Source organism: Caulobacter sp. P1_D6, assembly GCF_056406095.1.
The window spans coordinates 38,215-60,019 of the sequence record NZ_JBFUAW010000014.1 but is presented as its reverse complement, the minus strand read 5'-3'; the positions used below and the strand labels follow the sequence as shown (position 1 = coordinate 60,019).

The following is a 21,805-nucleotide window of genomic DNA, read 5'->3' as shown; positions in this document are numbered from 1 at the left end:
GCCGGAACCCACTTTTTCGCGATCCCCGCCACGGGGATCAATGGACCAGATGGTCTGTAAGCCGGGTTCTGTCTGACGCCCGCCCCTCCCGAAAGAAAGACGACCGCGAGACGGCCATTCCTCTGGACCGCCCATCGCTGGACGGTTCTCGCGACCTACCCGGACCCTCTCAGCCAGTGACGGCCTATCCGACGCGAGGCCGGCGCGGGGTCCCTATTCGGTCTTGCTCCAGGCGGGGCTTGCCATGCCGTCCCTGTTGCCAGGTCCGCGGTGGGCTCTTACCCCACCCTTTCACCCTTCCCGCCCCGTAGGGAGGAGGTTTGCTTTCTGTGGCGCTATCCCTGGGATCGCTCCCGGCGGGCGTTACCCGCCGCCTTGTCACCGTGGAGCCCGGACTTTCCTCGACATCCAAGGATGCCGCGGCCGCCCGACCATCTGGTCCGGGGCCTGTTTGACGGCTTGATGACGGCGGGTCAATCGCCGATCACGGCGAAGCGCGGTCCAAGGCGGCTCGACGGCCGGACCGACAAGGCCTCTAGTGGCCCGCCCTCTTCCTGGAGACGGACCATGATCAAAGACCAGGTCCATGCGGCCTTCCTGAAGACGACCGAGCTCTGGGACGGAGCCGTCGACGGAATGGAACCGCGGATGGAGCCGCCGGCGCCGTTCAGCCGCGGCGTTCCAACCCTCGCGCCGGGAGTCTACCGCCCATGCGGCCCCATGCTGGAGGCGCGTTTCGAACTCTGCGGTCGCTGGACGATCGCCAGTCACGGGCACTGGCTTTCGGCCGCCGATATGGAGGCGCTCTGGTCTGACACGGCCACGGCCGGCGACCCGCTTCTGTACGGCGTGAAGCAGACGCAGATCGACGGAATGGAAAACTGGCCCAACGAGGCTTCCGCGCTGTTTCGCCCCGAACGGCTCTCGCTTTTCGCCGGGAGCGACTACACCAACGAGAAGATCTACCTGCTGTGGCTGGACTTCGAGGACGAGCCGGAGCTGTGGGTCTACGACGCCAACGGCGAGTCCCGTTACAAAGACCTGGAGGCCTACCTTCAGGCCTATCTCGCGGAAGACGTCGGCGCCGCGTCGATATCCTGGCGCGCCTAGCCGGCGTCGCCCATCAACCCCGCGACCGGATCATCGCCCAGCCCCACGATCGCACCCGCCCGTTCGGCGGCAGTCTTGTTCTGCGACAGCTTCCAGGTCCCTTCCAACCGCTCGACGCTGAGCCGACAGCCGATGATGCCGCGCATCATCGCCTCGAAGCGGCCGGGGCTCATCTTGTCGCGGGTCCAGGGCTTCTTGGGCAAGAGGCGGGCCTCTTCCTGGGCCGAGAGGTCGTCGAGCAGCGCCACGAACTCGTCGTCGCTGAGTGGCGCGACGAGCCCCTCGGCCTCGGCCGAGATGTAGTTCCAGGTCGGCACCTGGTCCTCGCTGCCGTACCAGTCGGGGCTGACATAGGCGTCCGGGCCGGTCGCCAGGACCACGGCGCGGAAGCCAGCGACCACGAACGGCGCCAGGGCGTTGCCGCGCGACAGGTGGAAGTCCAGCGCCACCTCGCCGAAGTCCAGCTCGCGCACCACCACCGGCGCCTGGGCCGTGAACGGGCGACCGCCCACCGCCGCCGCGATCGTCACGAACGGATTGGCCCGGAAGAAGGCCAGCAGCGTCTCGCGGTCGTCGATGTGGAACGGCTTGGCCGGATGCATCAGCCGGCGGCCCGCAGCAGGCCCACCAGCCGCGCCCGGGTCTCGCCGTCGGCCACGCCGTCGAAGCGGGTCTGCAGCCAGTGGCGCTGGAAGGCGGCGACCACGGTCGCGGTCCACTCGTCGTACTTGCCCGACGGCGCGCAGTTGTAGCCCAGGCGGGTCAGGCCGGCCTGCAGGGCGAAGACGCCGGTCCCTTCCTCGCCCTGGCCCAGCGGCCCGCCGGGCGACGGCGGCGGCTCGACCCACAGGCCGTGGCCAGCTGCGGCCAGGCGCTTCCAGGGGAACAGCTCGCCCGGGTCGATCTTGCGGCCGGGGGCGATGTCGGAATGGCCGATGATCATGTCGTCGTCGATCGTCCAGCGCGAGCGGATGTCGGCCAGCAGGTTGATCACCGCGGCGATCTGGGCGTCCGGGAACGGGCGATAGCCGAACTCGTGGCCGGGATTGACGATCTCGATGCCGATCGAGGCGGAGTTGATGTCCTTGACGCCCTTCCAGAAGGCGGCCCCGGCGTGCCACGCGCGGCGCTCCTCGGGCACCAGGCGGAAGACCCGGCCATCCTCCTCGACCAGGTAGTGGGACGAGACCTTGGCCTCCGGATCGCACAGCCGCGCCAGGGCGGCCGGGCCCGTCTCCATGCCGGTGTAGTGCAGGATGACGCAGTCGGGCACGGACTTGCGCGCGTCGAAGTTCGGCGACGGAGCGTCGATCACCATCATTGAGAGCGGTTCCTGGTCAGCATCAGCAGCGGCATCACCTGGTTCTTGCGCAGGGCGATGATCAGCACACCCACTAGCGCGAGGAGCGTGCCGATTCCCATCCGGGCGTCGAAATGATCGTGCGTGATCAGGACGCCCAGGCCAATGGTCATCAACGGGGTCATCAGGGTCAACGGCGCCACCAGGTTGGCGTCATGGCGCTGGATCAGGCCGTAATAGGCGGTGTGGGCCAGAACCGAGACGATCAGGGCCGAGAACAGCAGCGCCGCCAGGAACGGCCATCCAGCCTTCAGGGCCAGGTCCAGGCCGCCGGGCTCGGTCGCCAGGCTCAGCATGGCCAGGGGCGCGACCGAGGTGGCGCCGACCCAAGCCTGGAACTGCAGCGGCTTCACGCCCTCGATCTGCTTCATCATCACCGCGCCCAGCGACCCGGTGAAGGCCGAGGCGACGATGAACCACAGGCCCGGCGACAGCTGCAGGCCATGCGGGTTCCACATCACCGCCACCGCGCCCGACAGGGTCAGGGCGATGCCCAGGCCGCGCTTCCAGCGCACCTTCTCGCCCAGCATCAGCATCGACAGGATGGTCGTGAATGGCACGCCCAGCTGGATCACCACCGCCGAGGCCGAAGGCGAGGCGGTCTTGAAGCCCATGAACAGCAGGGCGAAATTGCCCGCTCCCATCAGCAGGCCCACGGTCACGATCCGCCAGGTCGGACGCGGCGCGGGCAGCAGCCACGGCAGGGTCACCGCCGCGACGATGGCGAAACGCACCGCGGCATAGAACAGCGGCGGCACGCCCCAATGGGCGACCACGATCTTGGAGATGATGTTGTTGCAGGCCCAGACCAGACAGACCAGGACCAGCACGCCGAAGTCGCGCAGGGACATGGGGAGACCGCATACGCGGCTCGAACACCTGTTTGCAACGAAAAGCCGGGGGCCATGCACTTGTGCGTGTCCCCAACTCAGGCTCCGTGCGTCTGATGGGACACGCACAAGTGCATGTCCCCTGCGCACCGCGGTTGACGCACGGCCTAAACGGTCGTTTGCTGGTGAACAATGTTCACATACGCGAGCGTCCGGACCACCGGACCGGGTGAACTTCAGGGTGGAGGCACGATGGCCATCGAGCATTTCGACGTACTGATCGTGGGCGCGGGCCTGTCGGGCATCGGCGCGGCCTACCACCTGCAACGCGACTGTCCGAAGAAGACCTACGCCATCCTCGAGGCGCGCGCCGCGATGGGCGGCACCTGGGACCTGTTCCGCTATCCGGGCATCCGCTCCGACAGCGACATGTACACCCTGGGCTACGCCTTCAAGCCGTGGCGCGAGGCCAAGGCCATCGCCGACGGCCCGTCGATCCTGAACTATGTCCGCGAGACCGCCGCCGAGAACGGCATCGACCGCCACATCCGCTATGGCCACAAGGTCAAGCGGGCCAGTTGGTCGTCCGAGACCGCGACCTGGACCGTCGAGGCCGAGCACGACGGCGCGATCGTCAGGGTCAGCTGCAATTTCCTGTCGATGTGCAGCGGCTACTACAATTACGACGCCGGCTACACGCCCGACTTCCCGGGCGTCGAGCGGTTCCAGGGCCGCATCGTCCATCCGCAACTGTGGCCCGAGGACCTGGACTACGCCGGCAAGACGGTCGTGGTGATCGGCAGCGGCGCCACCGCCGTGACCCTGGCGCCCGAAATGGCCAAGACGGCCGGCCACGTGACCATGCTGCAGCGCTCGCCGACCTATGTGGTCTCGCGCCCGGCCGAGGACGGCGTCGCCAACTGGCTGCGCGCCAAGCTGCCGGCCATGACCGCCTACAACATCACGCGCTGGAAGAACGTGGCCATGCAGATGCTGTTCTTCAACATCGCCCGCAAGAAGCCCGAGAAGACCAAGCAGCAACTTCTGGGCTTGGTGCGCGACCACCTGGGCCCCGACTACGACATCGAGACCCACTTCACCCCGCGCTACAATCCTTGGGACCAGCGGCTGTGCCTGGTGCCGGACGCGGACCTGTTCGACTCGATCAAGGCCGGAACCACCTCGGTGGTCACCGACCATATCGAGACCTTCACCGAGACGGGGCTAAGGCTGCGGTCTGGCGCCACTCTCGACGCCGACATCATCGTCACCGCCACGGGCCTGCGCATGCAGCTGCTGGGCGAGATGGAGGTGGTGGTCGACGGGCGGAAGATCGCCCCCCACGAGACCACCAGCTACAAGGGCATGATGTTCAGCGACGTGCCGAACCTGGCCTCGACCTTCGGCTACACCAACGCCAGCTGGACCCTGAAGGCCGACCTGACAGCCGAATATGTCTGCCGCCTTCTCAACCACATGGACCGCACGGGCACGCGCATCTGCACGCCGCGCCTGCCCGAGGGGCAGATGGAGATCGAGCCCTGGCTGGACTTCTCGTCGGGCTACGTCCAGCGCGCCCTGAAGATCCTGCCCAAGCAGGGCGCCAAGACGCCGTGGAAGGTGCACCAGAACTACGCCCTGGACCTGGTGGCCCTGCGCTACGGCAAGGTGGACGACGGCACGATGGAGTTCTCGAAGGCCAAGGCGCCGGCCAAGGCGCGCGAAGCGGCCTGACCCGAAGAGGACGCGCGCACCGCGCGCGCCCGATCGGGGATCAGTCGAAGCTGGCGATGACCACGCTCTGCATGCTGGTCGGATGGGTGGTGTTGAGCGTCCCCGTGAAGGCGATCACCACGTTCTTGTCGTTGGCGCTGTCGAACAGCAGGCTCAACGAGCCCGTCGCCTTGACCCGCGCGCCCCCATTGCTGGGCAAGGCGGCGTTGGGCGTGCCGGTGCTCAGCGTGACGCCGTACGGCGCGATGCCGTCATTGGTGACGAGGACCGAATACTTGTCGCCCTGCTGAGTGGTGTTGAACGCGAAACTGCGCGTGTCCGCGCCGCCGTCCTGGTCGTTCACCGTGAAGGTGCAGCTGGTCATGTCGGGCATTGTCGCCCCCCTTTTTGACTTGTGGCGAAATCGCCGCCTCGCTTGTAAGTCAATTTTTAGTTGTCAGTCGAATCGAGAACGTCCCTAGATTTAGTGACACGAACAGCGCGGTTATCTGGGCTTCTTCGTCGACACGTTGGCGGTCTTGAAGCTCTGGAGCAGCTTCAGCGCGTACTGGGCGCGGGTCTTCACCTCGGGCCGGGGGTCGCGGTCGAGCGCGGCCTGGTACCACAGCTCGACCACCTCGATGTCCTTGACCGGCACGCCGCCCTTGAACGCATAGGTCCCTGGGCCCGGCTTGCGCCCGCCGGTCATCTCCGAGAACAGCTGGTCGGCCATCAGGATGCAGGCCGCCTGGTCGCCCGCCTTCTCGGCGGCGGTCCACAGTTCCATCGCCTTCTTGGCGTCGCGCTTGCCGCCCTCGCCGCTGGCGTACAGCTCGCCCAGCTTGCGGGCGGCCAGCAGGGGGTTCTGCTTGGCGGCCAGTTCGTACCACTTGCGCGCCTCGGCCGGGTCGCGGGCCACCGGCTTGCCGGCCAGGTAGGCCGCGCCCAGCACCAGTTGCGCCTCGTTGTCGCCGGCCTTGGCGGCCTCCTTGCACAGCGCCACGCCGCGCTCGGCCGAGGCCGGCTCGACCATCAGCATCTGGCCCAGGGCGCACTTGGACTGCGGATAGCCCATCTGGATGGCGCGCGTGTAGGCCGCCTTGGCGCCCTCTACGTCGGGCGCGCCTCCGGCCAGGCCGTACTGCAGGCAGCGGGCGCGCAGATGCATGGCGTCGGCGCGCTGCTCCGCCGCCTTCGCGGCATAGCCGCAGCCGCGCGGCGGGTCCGGCGCGACCTTGCCCCGGCCGAAGACGAACAGCAGCCCGGCATAGGCCTGGGCGTCGGCGCGGCCGCCGTCGGCCAGGGCCGTCAGGGCCTCGGGCGAGCCCGTGGCCGCCTTGTCGAGCGCGGCCTGGAGATCGGCGGGCGGCGTCGGCGGCGTCCAGGTCTTGGCGGCGGTCTGGGCCGTGTTTTGGGCCGTGACGGGCGGGCCGCCCAGCAGCACGCTCAGGCTCGCGACGAGGAGGACGGACGACGCCGTCGCCATGGGAAAGGTCATCGGCTTTGGACCCTGGACAGGTCGCCAGCCTAACCGTCCGCGCCGACCGTCCCCATCAGGTGGATCACGCGGGGGTCACGCGCCGAGACCCGAGGGGCCGCCCTACTCCGCGAACCGGACGACCGCGTTGGAGTCCGGCCATTCGGCGGCGCGGCGCGGCTCCAGCCCCGCCGGCGGGGGATCCCAGGGCCGCGCGCCCAGGCCGCCGATGTCGACATAGCGGCCCAGCAGCGTGAACCGGTCGATCGCGAACGGAACGCCTTCGCCGCCCAGCGGCGTCTCGCCGTCGGCGACGTGGAAGTGCAGGTGCGGTCCCGTGGTGTCGCCGGTGAAGCCCAGCGCGCCCAGGACCTGACCGCGGCGGACCCGGTCCCCCGCCTTCACCCGAACGCTGCCCGGCTTCAGATGCTCGTAGAACGCCACGCGGCCGCCCGGCAGACGCAGCGCGACATAGTCGCCCGCCGCGTCGCCGATCGCGTGCTTGGGATTGCCCGCGATGCTGGGGCTCTCGGCCATGCCGTCGCGGACGACCAGCACCGTGGCGTCGGCCACGGCCAGGACCTCGGCCCCATAGCCCAGGGCGTCGGCGGGGCGGTCCTTGTCGCCGTGGGTGGTCCGCCCCTGGTCGTCGACCCGCACGAAGTCGACCGCGAACCGGCCGGGGATCCGCATTCTTCCGCCGACCGTGTAGCCGACCCGGCGATGGCCGCGCGGCCATTCGGCGGCGTGCACGGCCACCCAGGGACCGCCGGCCAGCGGCGGACCGAGCACGACGAGCGGCGTCGCGTCGACCGCAACCTCGGGCCCGGCGACCGTGAACCTCGCCTCGCCGGCCGCGTAGGCGACCTCGTGGGCCAGTCGGCGCGGAACATCGCCCGCCGACAGGTCCAGCTCGACGAAGACCACCGCGCGGCGCCCCGGCGCGAGCGCCGCGTCCTTGCCGCCGGCCGGCATGGTCGCCAGCCGTCGCCGCAGGGCCTCTTCCGCGAACTCGGCGATCACGGCGCCGGTGTCGGGATCGGTGATCCGCAGGCTCAGGGGCGCCAGCGGCTCCTGGCTGAAATTGGTCAGGTGCAGTTCGTAGAGCAGCTGCACGCGCCCCGCGACGGCGACCGGGGACGGCGCCTTGGGGACCACAATGTCGAACGACTCCCGCAGGGGCTCGGCCGACCGCGCGACGGCGGGCGCCGACACCAGCATCAGGCAGGCGAAGAGCGGCGCGATGCGGTGCCCCATGGCGATCTCCCCGATGGCCCGGACGTGGGGTCGAAGCGGCGCGGGATCAATCCTCGTCGTCGTCGAAACCCTCGTCGTCCTCGGCCGGCGCCGGCTTCACCACCGCCTCGCCCTTGCGCTTCACGAACCGCAGCGCCGTGTGGGTCTTGGAGAAGGCGCAGACCTTGGTGTCGACCAGGCCCTGCTCGCGGGCGGCGGTCAGGATCTCGACGTCCTTCAGCGGCGCGCCCTTGCCCTTCTGGGCGACGATCCAGATCGCGCCCTTGGGCCCCAGGCCGCCGATCAGGTCTTCGAGCTGGTCGAAGTCGGCCAGGTCCTCGACGCCCAGGAACAGCAGGTCGATGTCCTCATAGGCCTCAACCGGTTCGACGCGGGTCGACAGCTCGTCCAGGAACTCGGCGTCGTCGATCGCCTCGACCACCACGGTCTGGCCGGCCTTGACGCCCAGCTTGTCCAACCGGCCGGGCGGGTTCTGGATGGCGTGCAGCCACTTGTCGGCCTGGCCCGGCTCCAGCGTGAAGCGCGTGCCGTCGGTCAGCACCAGGTCGTCGCCCTCGACCTTCAGGTCGCGCAGGGCGTGACCCTGGTAGATGCCGCGCACCGCGCCGCGGAAGATCAGCTTGGGCGGCTCCCACACCAGCTTGCCGTCGCTCTCGCCGTCGGAGAGCTGGCCCCAGACGCCCTTGGCCTCCTTGCCCATCACGAACCCCTGAAGTTGGGCTGGCGTTTCTCGAGGATGGCGTCGACGCCCTCCATGTGGTCGTCGGTGTGGTGGGCGATGGCCTGGGCCGCGGCGCTCATCTCCATCAGCGTGTCGTAGCTGGCGGTCTGGCCGTGCTTGAGCAGGCTCTTGCCCATGCGCAGGGCGTGGGGCGGCTGCTGGGCGATCCGCGTGGCCAGGGCCATGGCCTCGTCCATCAGGGTGTCGGCCGGGACGGCCTTGCTGACCAGCCCCCACTCGGCGGCCTTGGCCGCGTCGATGACGTCGCCGGTGAACAGCAGCTCGGCGGCGCGGCTCATGCCGATGGTGCGCGGCATCAGCCAGGCCCCGCCGTCGCCGGGGATCAGGCCCAGCTTCAGGAAGGTGACGCCGAACTTGGCGGTGTCGGCGGCGATGCGGATGTCGGTCATGCAGGCCACGTCGCAGCCCAGGCCGATGGCCGCGCCGTTGACCGCCGCGATCGACGGGACCTCCAGGCCGTAGATGGCCCGCACGATGCGGTGGATGTTCTTGCGATAACCATCGCGAACCTTGACGCCGTTGCCGCCGAACGCCCCTTCCCGCGCCTTCATCGCCTTGACGTCGCCGCCGGCCGAGAAGGCCCGGCCCGCGCCGGTCAGGATCACGCAGCGGATGTCCTGGTCGTCGTTGATCGCCTCGCAGGCGGCCGCCACCTGATCGCCGTCGCCCGGAGCGCCCAGGGCGTTCAGGGCGTCAGGCCGGTTGAGGGTGAGGATCGCGATGTGGCCGCGCTTCTCGGTCAGGATCAGGGGCGGAGGGGTCGAAGGGGTGTCTTGCGACATGGCGGGCGCGCTCCTGCGGGTTTTTCGGCCTGGGCCTTTTTGATCTGCATAGCGCAAATCACCCAGGGAGAGGCAAGAGACCAGCGCTCGGCGGACTTTGTTTTATAAACTAAGGTAAATCCCCGACTTCGCCCAAAACCGACAAGACCGTGCGCTTGTTTTTGTGATCACACACAACACCTGGAAGATCTTGCGGCGTGAGAACAAGACGCAACAGCACGCCCTGCGACATTTTAGACAAGCTGAGCCGTAAAAACCGTTAGCGCAGAACAGAATCATAGGCTTCTACTAACGCCAGGGACGAATTTTAAAAGCGGTGGCGTGCAGTGCACATGTCCCACAGACATGCTTTGATCATCGAGGATGAAATCCTCATCGCGATGGAAGTGGAGGCTTTGCTCGCCGAGCAAGGGTTCGACACCTTCGATATCGCGGAAAGCCCCCAGGAGGCGCTGGACTGCGCCCTCAGGCGTCCGCCCGATCTGATCACCGCCGACTATCGCATCATCGGCGGCACCGGCGTCGAGGCGGTGACCGCCATCCTCGCCCGCCTGGGGCCGATCCCCGTGGTCTACGTCACCGGCAACGCCGACCAGCTAGGCGCGCGCACCCGCGCCGTGGTCGACAAGCCGATCTCGCCCCACCGCCTGGCCGAGGCCTGCGCCATGGTCCAGAGCGCCAACGCCTAGGCGCGCGATAGCGACACCCGCTATGTTGACGGCCCTGCAGGGGAGCCGTCCATGATCATCGACAGCCTCGAGGCGCTCGAAGCCCTCTACACGCCGGCCCCGGTCCCGGCCTCGACCGTCAAGGTCGCCGACCGCATCACCCCGCACTATCGCGCCCTGATCGAGGCCTCGCCGTTCCTGGCCCTGGCCACCGTCGGCCCCGAGGGTCTGGACTGCAGCCCGCGCGGCGACCAGCCCGGCTTCGTCCGCATCCACGACGAGCGGACCCTGATCCTGCCCGACCGCCGCGGCAACAATCGCACCGACAGCCTGCGCAACGTGATCCGCGATCCGCGGGTGGCGCTGATGTTCCTGATCCCCGGCTCGGGCACGACGTTCCGGGTCAACGGCCGGGCGGTGGTCAGCGCCGATCCCGACCTGCTGGCCAGCTTCGCCGTCGACGGCAAGGCGCCCCGCACCTGCCTGGTGATCACCGTGGTCGAGGCCTATTTCCAGTGCGCCCGGGCGATCGTCCGGTCGGGCCTGTGGAAGGCCGAGGCTCAGGTGGATCCCCGATCCCTGCCCTCGCCCGGCGCGATGCTGGCGGCGATGAGCCAGAACGCCATCGGCGGGGAGGAATACGACAAGGGATGGCCGGAACGGGCGGCGGCGAGCCTTTGGTGAGGCTGGTCCTCCCCCTGTGGGGGAGGCGATCGCGCAGCGATCGGTGGGGGGAGTCTTAGGGAGCCAGATCCTGCAGGCGGCGGCCTGCCGATCACTCCCCCCTCCGTCGGCTACGCCGACACCTCCCCCGCGGGGGGAGGACCAACAAAAACGGCCCCGCGGTGAAGCGGGGCCGTTCGAAACACATTCAGTCGAGACCCCTTGCAGGGTCTCAGTCGTCGCGGTGAACCCGTTCCCGACGTTCGTGACGTTCCTGGGCTTCCAGGCTGAGCGTCGCGGTGGGCCGCGCGTCCAGTCGAGCCAAACCGATCGGTTCGCCGGTTTCCTCGCAGTAGCCGTAGGAACCGTCCTCGACCCGGCGCAACGCCTGGTCGATTTTCGAGATGAGTTTTCTCTGGCGGTCCCGGGTGCGAAGTTCCAGCGCCCGATCAGTTTCCGACGACGCGCGATCGGCGAGGTCGGCATGGTTTTCAGTTTCCTTCTGGAGATGGGCGACCGTCTCGCGAGATTCGCGGAGGATCTCCTCTTTCCAGGCGTTCAGCTTTTGCTTGAAATACTCAAGCTGACGCTCGTTCATGAAAGGCTCGTCATCCGACGGACGATACGAGTCTGGTATCTTAAGAACAGTGGCCGTTTGCATTAACGCCTCACGCCCCGATGAACTCCGCCCAGGTCAGGCCGGGTGCTTATACCAAAACGATAGCCGGGTTCAATGAACGTCGCGTGAGCGGCGTGTTCACCGACGTGCACGGACATCGCGAATCTGGGGATATTCGATGAACCGTGTTCTTTAAGATACGGTTTCATCAGCGTTCTCAGCCCAGTCGCATTTGTTCGAGCTTGGCCGCTTCGACGGCGGCCCGGGTCTCGATTTCGTTGAGAATCGCCTCGAGCTTGGGGTCGTCCGTGGCCTCGCGATGTTCGCGTACGGCGCTTTTGAGTCGCGACAGCGTGCCGGTCGAAACCTCGCCGTCCAGGGTGGCCAGCTTCAGGGCGTCCAGCAGGTCCAGCAGGCCGCCGGCCCGCCTCACCGCCCGGCGCTTGCGCTCCGTCGGGTCCATGTCGGCCTGCAGGGCCAGGAGCGCGTCGAGCGATCCGACCCCGGCCACGCCGCCCGTCTGGGCAACCCCGGACGCGGCACTGGTCCCGCCCACCGAAGGCAGGGAAAACCCCGATCCGCCGCCCGCCGGTTTGGCCCGCGATGCGCCAACCGCGCCCGCGCCTCCCGTGCTGGAAACCTTCATGACGAAACGCTGCTCCGACTCACGATTTAGGGAGTCACCCCCTCCCCGTTAACCACATCTTGCTGGGGCGCCGCTTGCGGTATGGTTAATGCCGGGCAGAATCTGCCGAACCAGAATGTCGCAGGCGGAAAATGCACGTCTTTCGACTGATTTCATTGAGCTTTTAAGCGCGTCCAGACTGGCCCGGTTCTGGCATGGGACGGCGCGGGGATGCCGCCCCGCCGCAGGATAGCCATGTCTCGTTCATTCTTTGCCTCCGTTCTGGGCCTCGCTCTCGCCGCCGTCGCCCTGGTCTCCGGCCCGGCCGACGCCAAGTCGCGCATCAAGGACATCGTCGCCTTCGAAGGCGTGCGCGACAACCAGCTGGTGGGCTACGGCATCGTCGTGGGCCTGAACGGTTCGGGCGACAGCCTGCGCAACGCGCCGATGACCAAGCAGAGCCTGGAAGCCATGCTCGAGCGCCAGGGCGTCAACGTCCGCGACGGCAACCTGAACACTAAGAACACCGCCGCCGTTATGGTCACGGCCAACCTGCCGCCGTTCTCGGCGGCCGGCGCGCGCATGGACGTCACGGTCTCGACCCTCGGCGACGCCAAGAGCCTGCTGGGCGGCACCCTGCTGGTCACCTCGCTGCAAGGCGCCGACGGCCAGACCTATGCGGTGGCGCAAGGCTCGGTGCAGACCGGTTCGGTCTCGGCCGGCGGCGCGTCGGGCAGCTCGGTCACCAAGGGCGTGCCGACCGCGGGTCGGATCGCCGCCGGCGGCATCATCGAAAAGGAAACCGGCTTCCAGATGGTGAGCATGGACGTCCTGCGCATGACCCTGCGCAATCCGGACTTCACCACCTCGCGCCGCATCGCCGACGCCATCAACCAGCGCTTCCCCAACTGCGCCCAGGCCCAGAACCCGACCATCGTCGCCGTGCGTCCGCCGGCCGGCATGGACATGATCAGCTTCGTCACCAACATCGAGAACCTGGAGGTCGAGCCCGACGCCCCGGCCAAGGTGATCATCGACGAAGTGGCCGGCGTGATCGTCATGGGCGACGACGTGCGCATCAGCCAGGTGGCGATCGCCCAGGGCAACCTGACCATCTCGGTCCAGGAGACCCCGGCCGTCAGCCAGCCGGCACCGTTCAGCCAGGGCCGCACCACGGTGGTGCCGCAGTCGACCGTCAGCGTCAACGAGGAGACCGGCAAGCAACTGCTGACCCTGGGCGGCGGCGCCTCGCTCAAGAGCCTGGTCGGCGGCCTCAACGCCCTGGGCGTCACGCCGCGCGACATGATCTCGATCCTGCAAGCCATCAAGGCTTCGGGCGCCCTGCAAGCCGAAATCGAGGTGATGTGATGAGCGCCCTTTCCTCAGCCGCCGTTTCGCCCATCGACACCGTCGGCCCGACCGCCGCCTCGACCGCCGAACTGCTCAAGCGCGGCAAGATCCGGGACACGGCCCAGAAGTTCGAAGCCTCGTTCCTGTCGGTGATGATGCAGTCGATGACCGCCGGCATGAAGACGCCGGAGATCGGCGGCGGCGGGGCCGGCGAGGACATGTTCAAGTCCCTTCTGGCCGAGGAGATGGCCAAGCAGGTCTCCAAGGCCGGCGGCATCGGCGTGGCCGCCGCCGTGCAGAAGGAAATGCTGAAGATGCAAGGCCTGAAGGAGTAACCCATGGCCCTCACCGCCCTCGATTGCGACGACCGCGTCGAACAGCTGATCATCCTGACCGAACGCCTGACCGACCTGATCGCCAGGCAGTCGGCCGCCTTCGAGGCCCGCCGCCCGCACGAGGCGGCGCAGTATGTCGACGAGGTGGCCAAGCTGGCCAATCTCTACCGCCACGAGTCGACCCGGGTGCGCGGCAACGTCGCCCTGGTGTCGGGCGCCGCGCCGCAACGTCGCGCGCGCCTGGTCCGCGCCACCGAGGCCTTCGACGCCGTACTGGCCCGCCAGGGCCGCGCGGTGACCGCCGCCAAGACCGTCACCGAGGGCCTGGTCCGCGCCATCGCCCAGGAAGTCGCCGAACAGCGCCCCAACGCTTCAGGCTACGGCCCCGGCTCGCAGGGCGCGGCCTATCGTCAGAACGGCACGGCGATCACGTTGAACCAACGGGCGTAGGGTTTGTTGAGACGGAGGGACGCCCCCTCCGTCACGATGCGTATCCTCATCGCGCCACCTCCCCCGCTACGCGGTGGAGGAGCAGATCGCGCGGCTTCACTCCTCACCCGTGAAGCGGGGGAGGTGACGCGTCGCGCAGCGACGTGACGGAGGGGGCGTCAGGCCTCAGCTGGAACCGCCGCGACCTTCACCACCTTCTTCCGCCGCTTGGGGTTGCCCACCGGGTTACCCCAGAAGGTCACCACCGCCAGCGTGCCCAGCAGGGTCAGGGTCACGCCCGACACCGTCATGACCAGCCGGTACGGCAGGCCGCCGACCTTGGCCGCGTGCAGCGGGTAGTCGAGGTTGGCGATGCGCGAGCCCAGCGGCAGGCCCTGGGCGTCGCGGTCGGCGACCATCTTGCCTGTGGCCGGATCGAACCAGGCCATGGTGCGGCCGTTGGGCAGCCACTCGGCCTGCTGGCGCAGCCGCACCGAGATCAGCGCGCCCGGCTTGGCCGGCAGGCCTATCGTGCGGATTTCCACGCCGGGATAGCGGGCCTGGGCCTGGGCGATCACCGCCGTCCAGTCCAGGTCCTTGGCCAACTTGCCGCCCTTGATCTTCGGCGGGGCCGAGGCGGCCTTCATCACGGCCGCCGACGAGAACGGCGCCCGGATCGCGTCGGAGAACCATTTCAGGTTCATCGCCGCCCCGGTGGTCAGCGACAGGATCAGCAGCGGCGCCACCAGCACCCCGAGGTCGCGGTGGTGGTGGACGATGGCCGCCCGCTTCATCATCCGCGGCCACAGCCGGACATGGAACATCCGCCGGGTCGGCCACCAAAGCCACAGGCCGGTGCCCACGAAGCCCAGCCCCGCCAGGCCGGCGATCCCGCCGACGATCTCGCCGGTGTCGCCGTTGAACAGGTGGTGGTGCAGGTCGAACAGCCAGGCCTCGGGCCGGGTCCAGTTCGAGGTCCAACTCTGGACGATCGCGCCGTCCTGGTCGGCATAGGCGGCGTGCTCGCCCTTGTAGCTAAGCTTGTGCAAGCCCAGCCGCTCGGTCGCCAGCACGATGGAGCGCGGGCGGTCCTTGGCGGCGAAGATCCGCGTCGCCGCCGCACCCAGGGTGGCCACGTCCTGCCGTTGGGCGTCGGCGGCGTGCGGCACGGTGGCGCGCAGGAAGGCGTCCTCGTGCAGAAGCAGCGTGCCGGTCAGGCCCATCACGGCCAGCAGCAGGCCGATCAACCCGCCGGTCCAACGGTGGATGAGCCGGACGATCTTCATCAGAAGCGGGCTTCCCAGCCCAGGGTCGCCGCCCGACCGCGCCCGGCGAAGAACCGATCGTTGGCCGGCGCCGTCGTGTCGGAATTGTACGAGATGTACTGCTCGTCGAACAGGTTCTGGACGCCCAGCGACAGCGCCCCGACCGGCAGCTGGTAGCGCACGAACACGTCGGCCAGCGTGTAGCCGGCGAAGTCGTCCTTCACGAGGGCGTTTTGCATGTCGCGCTTGATGTACGACTGGATCTGGAAGCGCAGGCCCCACTTGTCGCCCTGGTAGTCGGCGGCCAAGTTCAAGCGATCGGGCGAGATGTTGGCGCCGTCCAGGTCCTTGTCGACCTTGCCGTCGGCATTGGTGTCGGTCCGGCCCTCCAGGTGGGCGTAGCCGGCCGAGACGACCAGACCCTGGATCGGAGTGCGAGCCTTCAGATTGGCTTCCAGCCCCTCGATCTCGACCCGCTGGCGCTGGACGTCGAAGATGCCGCCGCTGTTGCGCACCAACAGCTGGCCCAACTTCGAGGCCGACCAGAAGTAGCTGAGGCTGGCGTCGAACGGCCCGCGCTTCAGTTCGGCGCCGATCTCGCGGTTGTTGGACACGATCGGCTCGATGTTCAGGAAGGTGTCGACGTCGACGTTGTCGACATTGATGCCGCGCAGGATCCGGCCGACGTCCGGCACGGTGTAGCCCTCGGCGTAGCTGGCGTACACGCGCAGGCCGCGGACCGGCTCGACCACGACGCCGCCGTTGGCCAGGGTCGCCTTGAACTCGGGATTGCCGCCGCTGACCTTGCGCGAGCCGTAGAAGGCCAGGGTGGTGAAGTCGTCGACCTTCAGCTCGACGTTCTCGAAGCGCACGCCGCCGGCGAAGTGCACCTTGTCGTCGAGCAGCGAGAGGTTGCCCTGCACGAACGGCGCGACGCTCAGGAACTCGGTCGGCGGCACCCAGGCGCGGCCGGTCTCGATCAGCACCTGCTCGGTGCGGTCGTTGATGCTGTCCAGGCCGACCGTTCCGGTCAGACCCTTGATCCCCGGAATGACCCGCTCGTAGCTGACCCGCGCGCCCAGCTTGCGCGAGCGGTTGGACGACTGGTCGAACAGCGTGCCGACCGGGGCGATGGCGGGGTCCTGGAAGGTGGCGTTGACGTCGCCGCCGAACGTGTCGCGCGTGCGGTTGAAGAACAGCTGGGCGATCAGGTTGCCGCCGTAAAGGTCGCTGTTGACCAGCGAGGCCGACACGGTCTCGACGCGGTTGGCCGCCGGCTCGCCGGGCTGGACGCCGCGGAAGCTGGTGGTCGGCACGTGCATGATGCGGTTGCCGTTGGTCGGCGGGTTGGGCCGCGCGGCGGTGATGACGGTCGTGACGTAGTCGCCGTCGCCCTTCAGCTCGAAGCGGTTGGCCACCACGTCCAGGCGGGTGTTGTCGCCCAGTTGCCAACCCAGGCGGGTGAAGAACGACAGGGCCTTGGAGTCCTGGACGTCGCCTTGGGTGCCGTCCATGCCCAGACGGCGGCCGTCGCCGTCGTAGAACGCGCCGCGCGCGTCGTAGGCGACGCCGGCGGTGGCGTCGAACTGGCCGCCGCGCCAGGCCACCAGGCCCGCCAGCTTGCCGCCGACGCTGTCGCCCAGATCGTTGCCGGTGGTGACCTGGGTCAGGATCTTGCCGCTGACCCCGTCCGCCTTGGGCGGGCCGACCGTCACCTGATTGACCACGCCGCCGGTGGCGCCGATGCCCTGCAGGGCGTTGGAGCCGTAGATCACCTCGACGCGGTCGATGAAGAACGGATCGATCGTATAGCCGTCACGCGAGCCGTCGCGGATCGGGGTCGACTGCGGGATGCCGTTGATCGCGTACAGCGGCGAGCGGCCGCGCAGGGTCTCGCCGGCGCCCGACAGCTTCTGGCGGGTGGGCGAGAACGACGGCGACAGGGTCGAGACGGCGTCGACGATCGAGCCGCTGACGCTGACCTGCTGCGACAGGGCCTCGGAATCGATCACGTCGACGGTCAGCGGCAGGGCGCTGGCCGGCAGGATGGTGCGGGTGGCGGTGACCACCAGCTGGTCGACGTCGGTCGCGTCCTGGGCGTGAGCGGCGGTCGCGACGGACAGGGCCAGCAGGCTGAGACCGGCCAGGGCCGACGCACGACGACCAAGGCCGCAGGTTGAGATGGTCCGCATGTTGGTCGACGCCCCGGCAGTACAAAGATGGCGCCGTATAACTGCTGTTGAGAGTGATTAGCAATGAACCGTAACGTGTACCTTCACCGCGACTGAAGTTCGATCCGCCGCTCCACCCCCACCGCGTCGAGGAAATCCTCGTCGTGGCTGGCGATCAGCAGGGCGCCGTCGTAGCCGGCCAGGGCGCTCTCCACGGCCTGGACGGAGTCGAGGTCCAGGTGGTTGGTCGGCTCGTCCAGGATCAGCAGCTGCGGTGGATCGGCCGCCATCAGCACGCAGGCCAGGGCCGCGCGAAGGCGCTCGCCGCCGCTGAGCGTGGCCACCGTCTGATGGGCGGCGACGTTGCGGAACAGGAACCGCGCCAGGGCGGCGTGGGCCTCGTTGGCGCCGGCCGCCGGGTTCAGGCGGCGGAAGTTCTCCAGGATGGTCTGGGTCTCGTCCAGCACCGCCGCGCGCTGGTCCAGCAGGGCCGCCGCGACGCCGCGGTTCACCGTTCCGGTCGTCGGCGCCAGCCCGCCGGTCGCCAACCGGATCAGGGTCGACTTGCCCGCCCCGTTGCCGCCGACCAGCGCCACCCGCTCGGGACCGGTCAGGCGGAAGCTGACGTCCGACAGCACCCGCGGTCCGTCCGGATAGGCGAAGCCGACGCCGTCGAAGTCGAGAACGGTCCGTCCTGCGGGCAGGTCGCAGGACGGCAGGTCGAAGGCCAGGCGGCGCAGGCGCTCGACCCGGGCGTCGGCGGCCTCGCGGGCCTGGGCGGCGTCCTGGGCGGCGCGGTCGGCCAGCCGCCCGTCTCGCGCGCCGCTCAGCTCGGCCCGCTCGGCTTGGGCGCCCAGCAGGATCTTCGGCTCGCTGCCCTTGGCGGCGAACTTGCGGCCGGCGGCGTCGCGACGGGCTTTGCGTTCACGGGCGACCTGGGCCTCGCGGGCCGCCTGGCGCACCTGACGCTCGGCCGCCTCCAGGTCGTGCTCGGCGGCGGCCACGGCCTGGGCCTTGCGCTCGGCATAGAGATCGTAGCCGCCGCCATAGCTGGTCGCGCCCAGGCTGGTCAGCTCGACGATGCGGTCCATGCCGCGCAGCAGGCTCCGATCGTGGCTGACCACCACCGCCCCGCCCTTCCAGCGTCGCAGCACGTCGGCCAGCAGGCCGCGGGCGCCGGCGTCCAGATTGTTGGTCGGCTCGTCCAGCAGGATGACGTCGGGCGCGGCGATCAGCAGGCCGGCCAGGGCCGCGCGGGTCATCTGGCCGCCGCTAAGGGCGGCGGCGGGATCGGAGGCGTCCCGGCGCGACAGCCCGACCTCGGCCAAGGCGGCGGCGACGCGGCCCGGCAGGGTCCAGTCGGCCTCGATCAGGTCCTCTTCGGTCCCCTCCTCCGCCTCGATGCGGCACAGCCGGTCCCAGGCGGGTCCGACGCCCAGCAGGTCGGCCAGGCGCGCGCCCGGCGGCGGCGCGTGCAGCTGCGGCAGCACGCCAACCACGCCGGCGCGATTGACCGTCCCCGAGATTGGAGCGGCGATCCCGGCGATCAGCGACAGCAGCGTGGACTTGCCCACGCCGTTGCGCCCCACGAGGCCGATACGTTCGGCCCCGATCGTCAGGTTCAGATTGTCGAAGAGAACGCGGCCGTCAGGGGTGGCGGCGCTGACGGAATCCAGTGTGATGAAGGCAGGCATGGGAAACCACGGTCAGGTCAGTGGGAAGGGCGAAACGGTCGTCCATCGCAATGTCCATGGTGGCCTCCATCGGTTGGCTCGGGATTTCGAGCACGGACGTTCTAGGCGATCGAACTTCGTTCGACAAGATTGGGTTCGGCAAGTTTCACGCTCATCGCAAGGATCGGGTGTCCGGCCGGCCCGGCGGGCGCCAAAAAGTCCTCAGCTTATGGAGCCCATCATGTCCTTCACCGTTTCCAGCCTGCCGATCGAGCCCTTCGCGCCGCTGTTCGCCCTCGACGACGCGGCCCTGGCCGAGCGCGGCATGCTGCGTGTCGTCGCCGACGCGCCGTTCGCCTTCCCCTGCCGCGTCACCCTGGAGGACGCCGCGCCGGGCGAGACCCTGATCCTGCTGAACCACGAGCACCAGGCCGCCGACACCCCCTTCCGCTCGCGCCACGCGATCTACGTCCGCGAAGCCGCCCAGGCCCCCGCGTCGACGACCGACGCCCTGCCCTCGGCCTTGCGCCGCCGGTTACTGTCGCTGCGCGGTTTTGACGCGGCCGGCATGCTGCTGGACGCCGACGTGGTCGAGGGCGCGACCGCCGCGCCGGTGATCGAGCGCATGCTGGAAAACCCCGCCGTGGCGTACCTGCACGCCCACTACGCCAAGCCCGGTTGCTACGCCGCCCGCATTGATCGCGTGGGCCAAGTATAGGTCCAAGTATCGTATGGGAGCGGTAGCGGTCTCAATCGCAACTTAACCTTGATCTCCTATGGTTCGCTTCAAGTCAGAGGGCTGACGAAGGCGCGCGGGGGCTCATGAAGCGGACGATCGGCAGGCCAGAACCGATACCCACACAGGAAATCGTCGGGTCGTACCTGCCGATCCTGCGCGGCTATCTGGTGGCCGCCGCCGCCTATTACAGCCTCATCAGCCTGTCCCATCCCTTCTACGAGAAGGGTCTGGCCCTGATCGTGCTGGAGGGGCTGGCGGCGGTGGCCGCCGTGGCCGGGTTCTGGCTGTGGCGCTGGCTGAAGGTCCGGTCGCCGACGATGCCGGCGATGGAAGCCGCCGCCCTGGCGATGAACACGCTCTTCATGGCCAATGTCGCGGCCTACCAGTCCATCCACTTCGAGCCGGCCAAGCTGGTCTATTTCGTGCTGATGGCCTTGGTGTTCGCCACCTCGGCCCCGACCCGCCGCGTGGCCTTCGTCAGTGTCGCCGCGGCGACCGTCGGCCTGGTGCTGATGGCCCGCAACGCGCCGGGCGACCTGGTCAGCCAGTACGGCTTCATCGGCGTGGCCGGGGCCTTCGCCGCCCTGGGCATGTCGACCCTGATGCGCGGCGCGGTGATGCGCGAACTGCGCGCGCGCCTAGCGTCCGACGCCCTGAACCGCAAGCTGGAGGCCGAGCTCGAGGAGAACCGCCGCCTGCGCACCGAGGCCCAGGCGCTGATGGTGGTCGCCCAGACCGCCAGCCGCGTGAAGACCGAGTTCCTCGAGACCATGAGCCACGAGATCCGCACGCCCCTGAACGGCGTGCTGGGCATGGCCCAGGCCATGGAGCGCGACGCCCTGTCGGCCAAGCAGCGCGCCCGCCTGGCCATGATCCACGACAGCGGTGCCACCCTGCTGGACGTGATCAACGCCGTGCTCGACATCTCGCGGATCGAGGCGGGCAAGATGGAGATCGTCCGGGCGCCGTTCGACCTGGACGCCCTGACCGACACCCTGCGCCAGCTCTATGGCGGCCTGGCCCACGACAAGGGCCTGGACTTCAGCCTCGAGATCGCCCCCGGAGCCGGCGGCTGGCGCGACGGCGACGCCGCACGGCTGCGCCAGGTGTTCAGCAACCTGATCTCCAACGCCATCAAGTTCACTGACGCGGGCCAGGTCGCCGTGCGCATCGGCGGCGACGCCCAGACCCTGACCTGCACCGTCACCGACACCGGCGTCGGCGTGCCCGAGACCCGCCGCGCCCAGATCTTCGAGAAGTTCGTCCAGGTCGACGGATCGAGCACGCGCCGCACGGGCGGCAGCGGGCTGGGCCTGGCCATCTGCCGCGAGCTGGTGACGCTGATGGGCGGCCAGATCGGCTTCGAGAGCCCGGCGCAAGGCGGCGCCTGCTTCACCTTCGAGGCGCCCTGCGCGGCCCTGGGGGCCCCGGTCCGGCCGGCGCCCGTCGAGGCGGCCGACGACGAACCGGCGATGAACGGCGAGTTGAAGATGCTGGTCGTCGACGACAACGCCACCAACCGCACCGTCCTCCAGGCCATGCTCGGCCACATGGGCGTCGCCTGCGGCGTGGCGCGCGACGGCCACGAGGCGGTGGCGATGTGGGAATCCAGTCCCTGGGACGCCATCCTGATGGACATCCACATGCCGGGCATGGACGGGCTGGAGGCCGGCCGGGTCATCCGCACGCGCGAGGCGGCCGAGGGCCGAACCCGCACGCCGATCCTGGCGGTCACCGCCAGCGTCCTGACCCACGAGACCGACCGCTACCTGGCCGCCGGCATGGACGGCTTCGTGGCCAAGCCGATCGCCGCCCAGCGCCTGGTGGCGGCCCTGGACGCGGCCCTGAGCGGTCCGCCGGAGGGCGTCGCAACGGCCGTGGGCTGAGGCGAGGCCAAAAGGCCCAGATCGCGGACCACGACGACAACCTTGCTTCGGCGTCTCGGTTAACCTTCCTTGTTGGGCTCAGCTTGACTACAAGGGCGCCCAGTACCGCAG

General features: G+C 68.9%; 22 protein-coding genes and 1 other RNA gene. 9 read left to right on the top strand and 14 right to left on the bottom strand.

What is annotated here, in order from left to right:
* Nucleotides 1-41: 41 nt before the first annotated feature.
* An RNA gene (gene rnpB, locus AC1DYP_RS10235) (RNase P RNA component class A) lies at nt 42-439 on the bottom strand.
* Nucleotides 440-567: 128 nt separating this feature from the next.
* Here rnpB and AC1DYP_RS10230 point away from each other — a divergent pair.
* On the top strand, nt 568-1,110 hold the full coding sequence (locus AC1DYP_RS10230; protein ID WP_477046240.1) for a hypothetical protein: 543 nt from the start codon (nt 568-570) through the stop codon (nt 1,108-1,110).
* Here the strand turns inward: AC1DYP_RS10230 and AC1DYP_RS10225 are convergent.
* The 3 genes from AC1DYP_RS10225 to AC1DYP_RS10215 are packed head-to-tail and all read right to left on the bottom strand — an operon-like array spanning nt 1,107 to nt 3,321.
* Nucleotides 1,107-1,712 carry an FMN-binding negative transcriptional regulator gene (locus AC1DYP_RS10225; RefSeq protein ID WP_477046239.1) on the bottom strand — a complete coding sequence of 202 codons (606 nt, stop codon included), beginning with the start codon at nt 1,710-1,712 and terminating at the stop codon, nt 1,107-1,109. The genes AC1DYP_RS10230 and AC1DYP_RS10225 overlap by 4 nt on opposite strands.
* On the bottom strand, nt 1,712-2,431 hold the full coding sequence (locus tag AC1DYP_RS10220; RefSeq protein ID WP_477046238.1) for an N-acetylmuramoyl-L-alanine amidase: 720 nt from the start codon (nt 2,429-2,431) through the stop codon (nt 1,712-1,714). The genes AC1DYP_RS10225 and AC1DYP_RS10220 overlap by 1 nt, the downstream gene beginning before the upstream one ends.
* A complete protein-coding gene (locus AC1DYP_RS10215) occupies nt 2,428-3,321 on the bottom strand; it encodes a DMT family transporter (RefSeq protein WP_477046237.1) in 894 nt (297 codons plus the stop codon). The genes AC1DYP_RS10220 and AC1DYP_RS10215 overlap by 4 nt, the downstream gene beginning before the upstream one ends.
* A gap of 231 nt (nt 3,322-3,552) precedes the next feature.
* Between AC1DYP_RS10215 and AC1DYP_RS10210 the strand changes: the two genes are divergently transcribed.
* Complete coding sequence (locus AC1DYP_RS10210) at nt 3,553-5,034, top strand: flavin-containing monooxygenase (protein ID WP_477046236.1); 1,482 nt, start codon at nt 3,553-3,555, stop codon at nt 5,032-5,034.
* Between the two features lie 40 nt (nt 5,035-5,074).
* On the opposite strand, the gene AC1DYP_RS10205 is transcribed toward AC1DYP_RS10210, so the two are convergent.
* From AC1DYP_RS10205 to AC1DYP_RS10185, 5 genes are all read right to left on the bottom strand, one after another.
* Nucleotides 5,075-5,407: a hypothetical protein gene (locus AC1DYP_RS10205; RefSeq protein ID WP_477046235.1), complete on the bottom strand. Its 333-nt coding sequence runs from the start codon at nt 5,405-5,407 to the stop codon at nt 5,075-5,077.
* A gap of 111 nt (nt 5,408-5,518) precedes the next feature.
* Nucleotides 5,519-6,511 (bottom strand): tetratricopeptide repeat protein, encoded by a 993-nt coding sequence (locus AC1DYP_RS10200; RefSeq protein WP_477046234.1) that lies wholly within the window; start codon nt 6,509-6,511, stop codon nt 5,519-5,521.
* A gap of 102 nt (nt 6,512-6,613) precedes the next feature.
* The gene (locus tag AC1DYP_RS10195; protein ID WP_477046233.1) at nt 6,614-7,747 is read right to left on the bottom strand and encodes a M23 family metallopeptidase; all 1,134 of its coding nucleotides are present in this window, start codon (nt 7,745-7,747) and stop codon (nt 6,614-6,616) included.
* 46 nt (nt 7,748-7,793) lie between these two features.
* The gene (locus AC1DYP_RS10190) at nt 7,794-8,447 is read right to left on the bottom strand and encodes a DUF3052 domain-containing protein (protein WP_477046232.1); all 654 of its coding nucleotides are present in this window, start codon (nt 8,445-8,447) and stop codon (nt 7,794-7,796) included.
* Entirely contained in the window at nt 8,447-9,271 is an 825-nt protein-coding gene (locus AC1DYP_RS10185; protein WP_477035680.1) for a crotonase/enoyl-CoA hydratase family protein, read from the bottom strand. The genes AC1DYP_RS10190 and AC1DYP_RS10185 overlap by 1 nt, the downstream gene beginning before the upstream one ends.
* A gap of 332 nt (nt 9,272-9,603) precedes the next feature.
* Here AC1DYP_RS10185 and AC1DYP_RS10180 point away from each other — a divergent pair, with 332 nt between their 5' ends.
* Both AC1DYP_RS10180 and AC1DYP_RS10175 read left to right on the top strand, forming a co-directional pair.
* Nucleotides 9,604-9,960 (top strand): response regulator, encoded by a 357-nt coding sequence (locus tag AC1DYP_RS10180; protein WP_477035679.1) that lies wholly within the window; start codon nt 9,604-9,606, stop codon nt 9,958-9,960.
* 51 nt (nt 9,961-10,011) lie between these two features.
* Nucleotides 10,012-10,623, top strand: a complete 612-nt coding sequence (locus AC1DYP_RS10175) for a pyridoxamine 5'-phosphate oxidase family protein (RefSeq protein WP_477035678.1) — start codon at nt 10,012-10,014, stop codon at nt 10,621-10,623.
* Nucleotides 10,624-10,834: 211 nt separating this feature from the next.
* Here AC1DYP_RS10175 and dksA read toward each other — a convergent pair whose 3' ends face one another.
* Together dksA and fliX are read right to left on the bottom strand one after the other, a co-directional pair.
* The gene (gene dksA, locus AC1DYP_RS10170; RefSeq protein ID WP_477035677.1) at nt 10,835-11,263 is read right to left on the bottom strand and encodes an RNA polymerase-binding protein DksA; all 429 of its coding nucleotides are present in this window, start codon (nt 11,261-11,263) and stop codon (nt 10,835-10,837) included.
* Nucleotides 11,264-11,438: 175 nt separating this feature from the next.
* Nucleotides 11,439-11,867 (bottom strand): flagellar assembly regulator FliX, encoded by a 429-nt coding sequence (gene fliX, locus AC1DYP_RS10165; protein ID WP_477046231.1) that lies wholly within the window; start codon nt 11,865-11,867, stop codon nt 11,439-11,441.
* A 234-nt stretch (nt 11,868-12,101) separates the two neighbouring features.
* Here fliX and AC1DYP_RS10160 point away from each other — a divergent pair, with 234 nt between their 5' ends.
* The 3 genes from AC1DYP_RS10160 to AC1DYP_RS10150 are packed head-to-tail and all read left to right on the top strand — an operon-like array spanning nt 12,102 to nt 13,981.
* On the top strand, nt 12,102-13,214 hold the full coding sequence (locus AC1DYP_RS10160) for a flagellar basal body P-ring protein FlgI (protein ID WP_477046230.1): 1,113 nt from the start codon (nt 12,102-12,104) through the stop codon (nt 13,212-13,214).
* Nucleotides 13,214-13,531, top strand: a complete 318-nt coding sequence (locus tag AC1DYP_RS10155) for a rod-binding protein (RefSeq protein ID WP_477046229.1) — start codon at nt 13,214-13,216, stop codon at nt 13,529-13,531. The genes AC1DYP_RS10160 and AC1DYP_RS10155 overlap by 1 nt, the downstream gene beginning before the upstream one ends.
* Nucleotides 13,532-13,534: 3 nt before the next feature.
* A complete protein-coding gene (locus AC1DYP_RS10150) occupies nt 13,535-13,981 on the top strand; it encodes a flagellar basal body protein (protein WP_477046228.1) in 447 nt (148 codons plus the stop codon).
* A gap of 158 nt (nt 13,982-14,139) precedes the next feature.
* Here the strand turns inward: AC1DYP_RS10150 and AC1DYP_RS10145 are convergent, their stop codons facing one another.
* The 3 genes from AC1DYP_RS10145 to AC1DYP_RS10135 form a co-directional block, all read right to left on the bottom strand.
* Entirely contained in the window at nt 14,140-15,246 is a 1,107-nt protein-coding gene (locus AC1DYP_RS10145) for a PepSY-associated TM helix domain-containing protein (protein ID WP_477046227.1), read from the bottom strand.
* Nucleotides 15,246-17,417, bottom strand: coding sequence for a TonB-dependent receptor (locus AC1DYP_RS10140; protein ID WP_477046226.1), 2,172 nt, complete (start codon nt 17,415-17,417; stop codon nt 15,246-15,248). The genes AC1DYP_RS10145 and AC1DYP_RS10140 overlap by 1 nt, the downstream gene beginning before the upstream one ends.
* 83 nt (nt 17,418-17,500) lie before the next feature.
* Entirely contained in the window at nt 17,501-19,090 is a 1,590-nt protein-coding gene (locus tag AC1DYP_RS10135) for an ABC-F family ATP-binding cassette domain-containing protein (protein WP_477046225.1), read from the bottom strand.
* Between the two features lie 220 nt (nt 19,091-19,310).
* On the opposite strand from AC1DYP_RS10135, the gene AC1DYP_RS10130 reads away from it, so the two are divergent.
* Complete coding sequence (locus tag AC1DYP_RS10130) at nt 19,311-19,787, top strand: DUF1203 domain-containing protein (protein WP_477046224.1); 477 nt, start codon at nt 19,311-19,313, stop codon at nt 19,785-19,787.
* Nucleotides 19,788-19,891: 104 nt separating this feature from the next.
* Nucleotides 19,892-21,694 carry an ATP-binding protein gene (locus AC1DYP_RS10125; protein ID WP_477046223.1) on the top strand — a complete coding sequence of 601 codons (1,803 nt, stop codon included), beginning with the start codon at nt 19,892-19,894 and terminating at the stop codon, nt 21,692-21,694.
* Nucleotides 21,695-21,805: the final 111 nt, after the last annotated feature.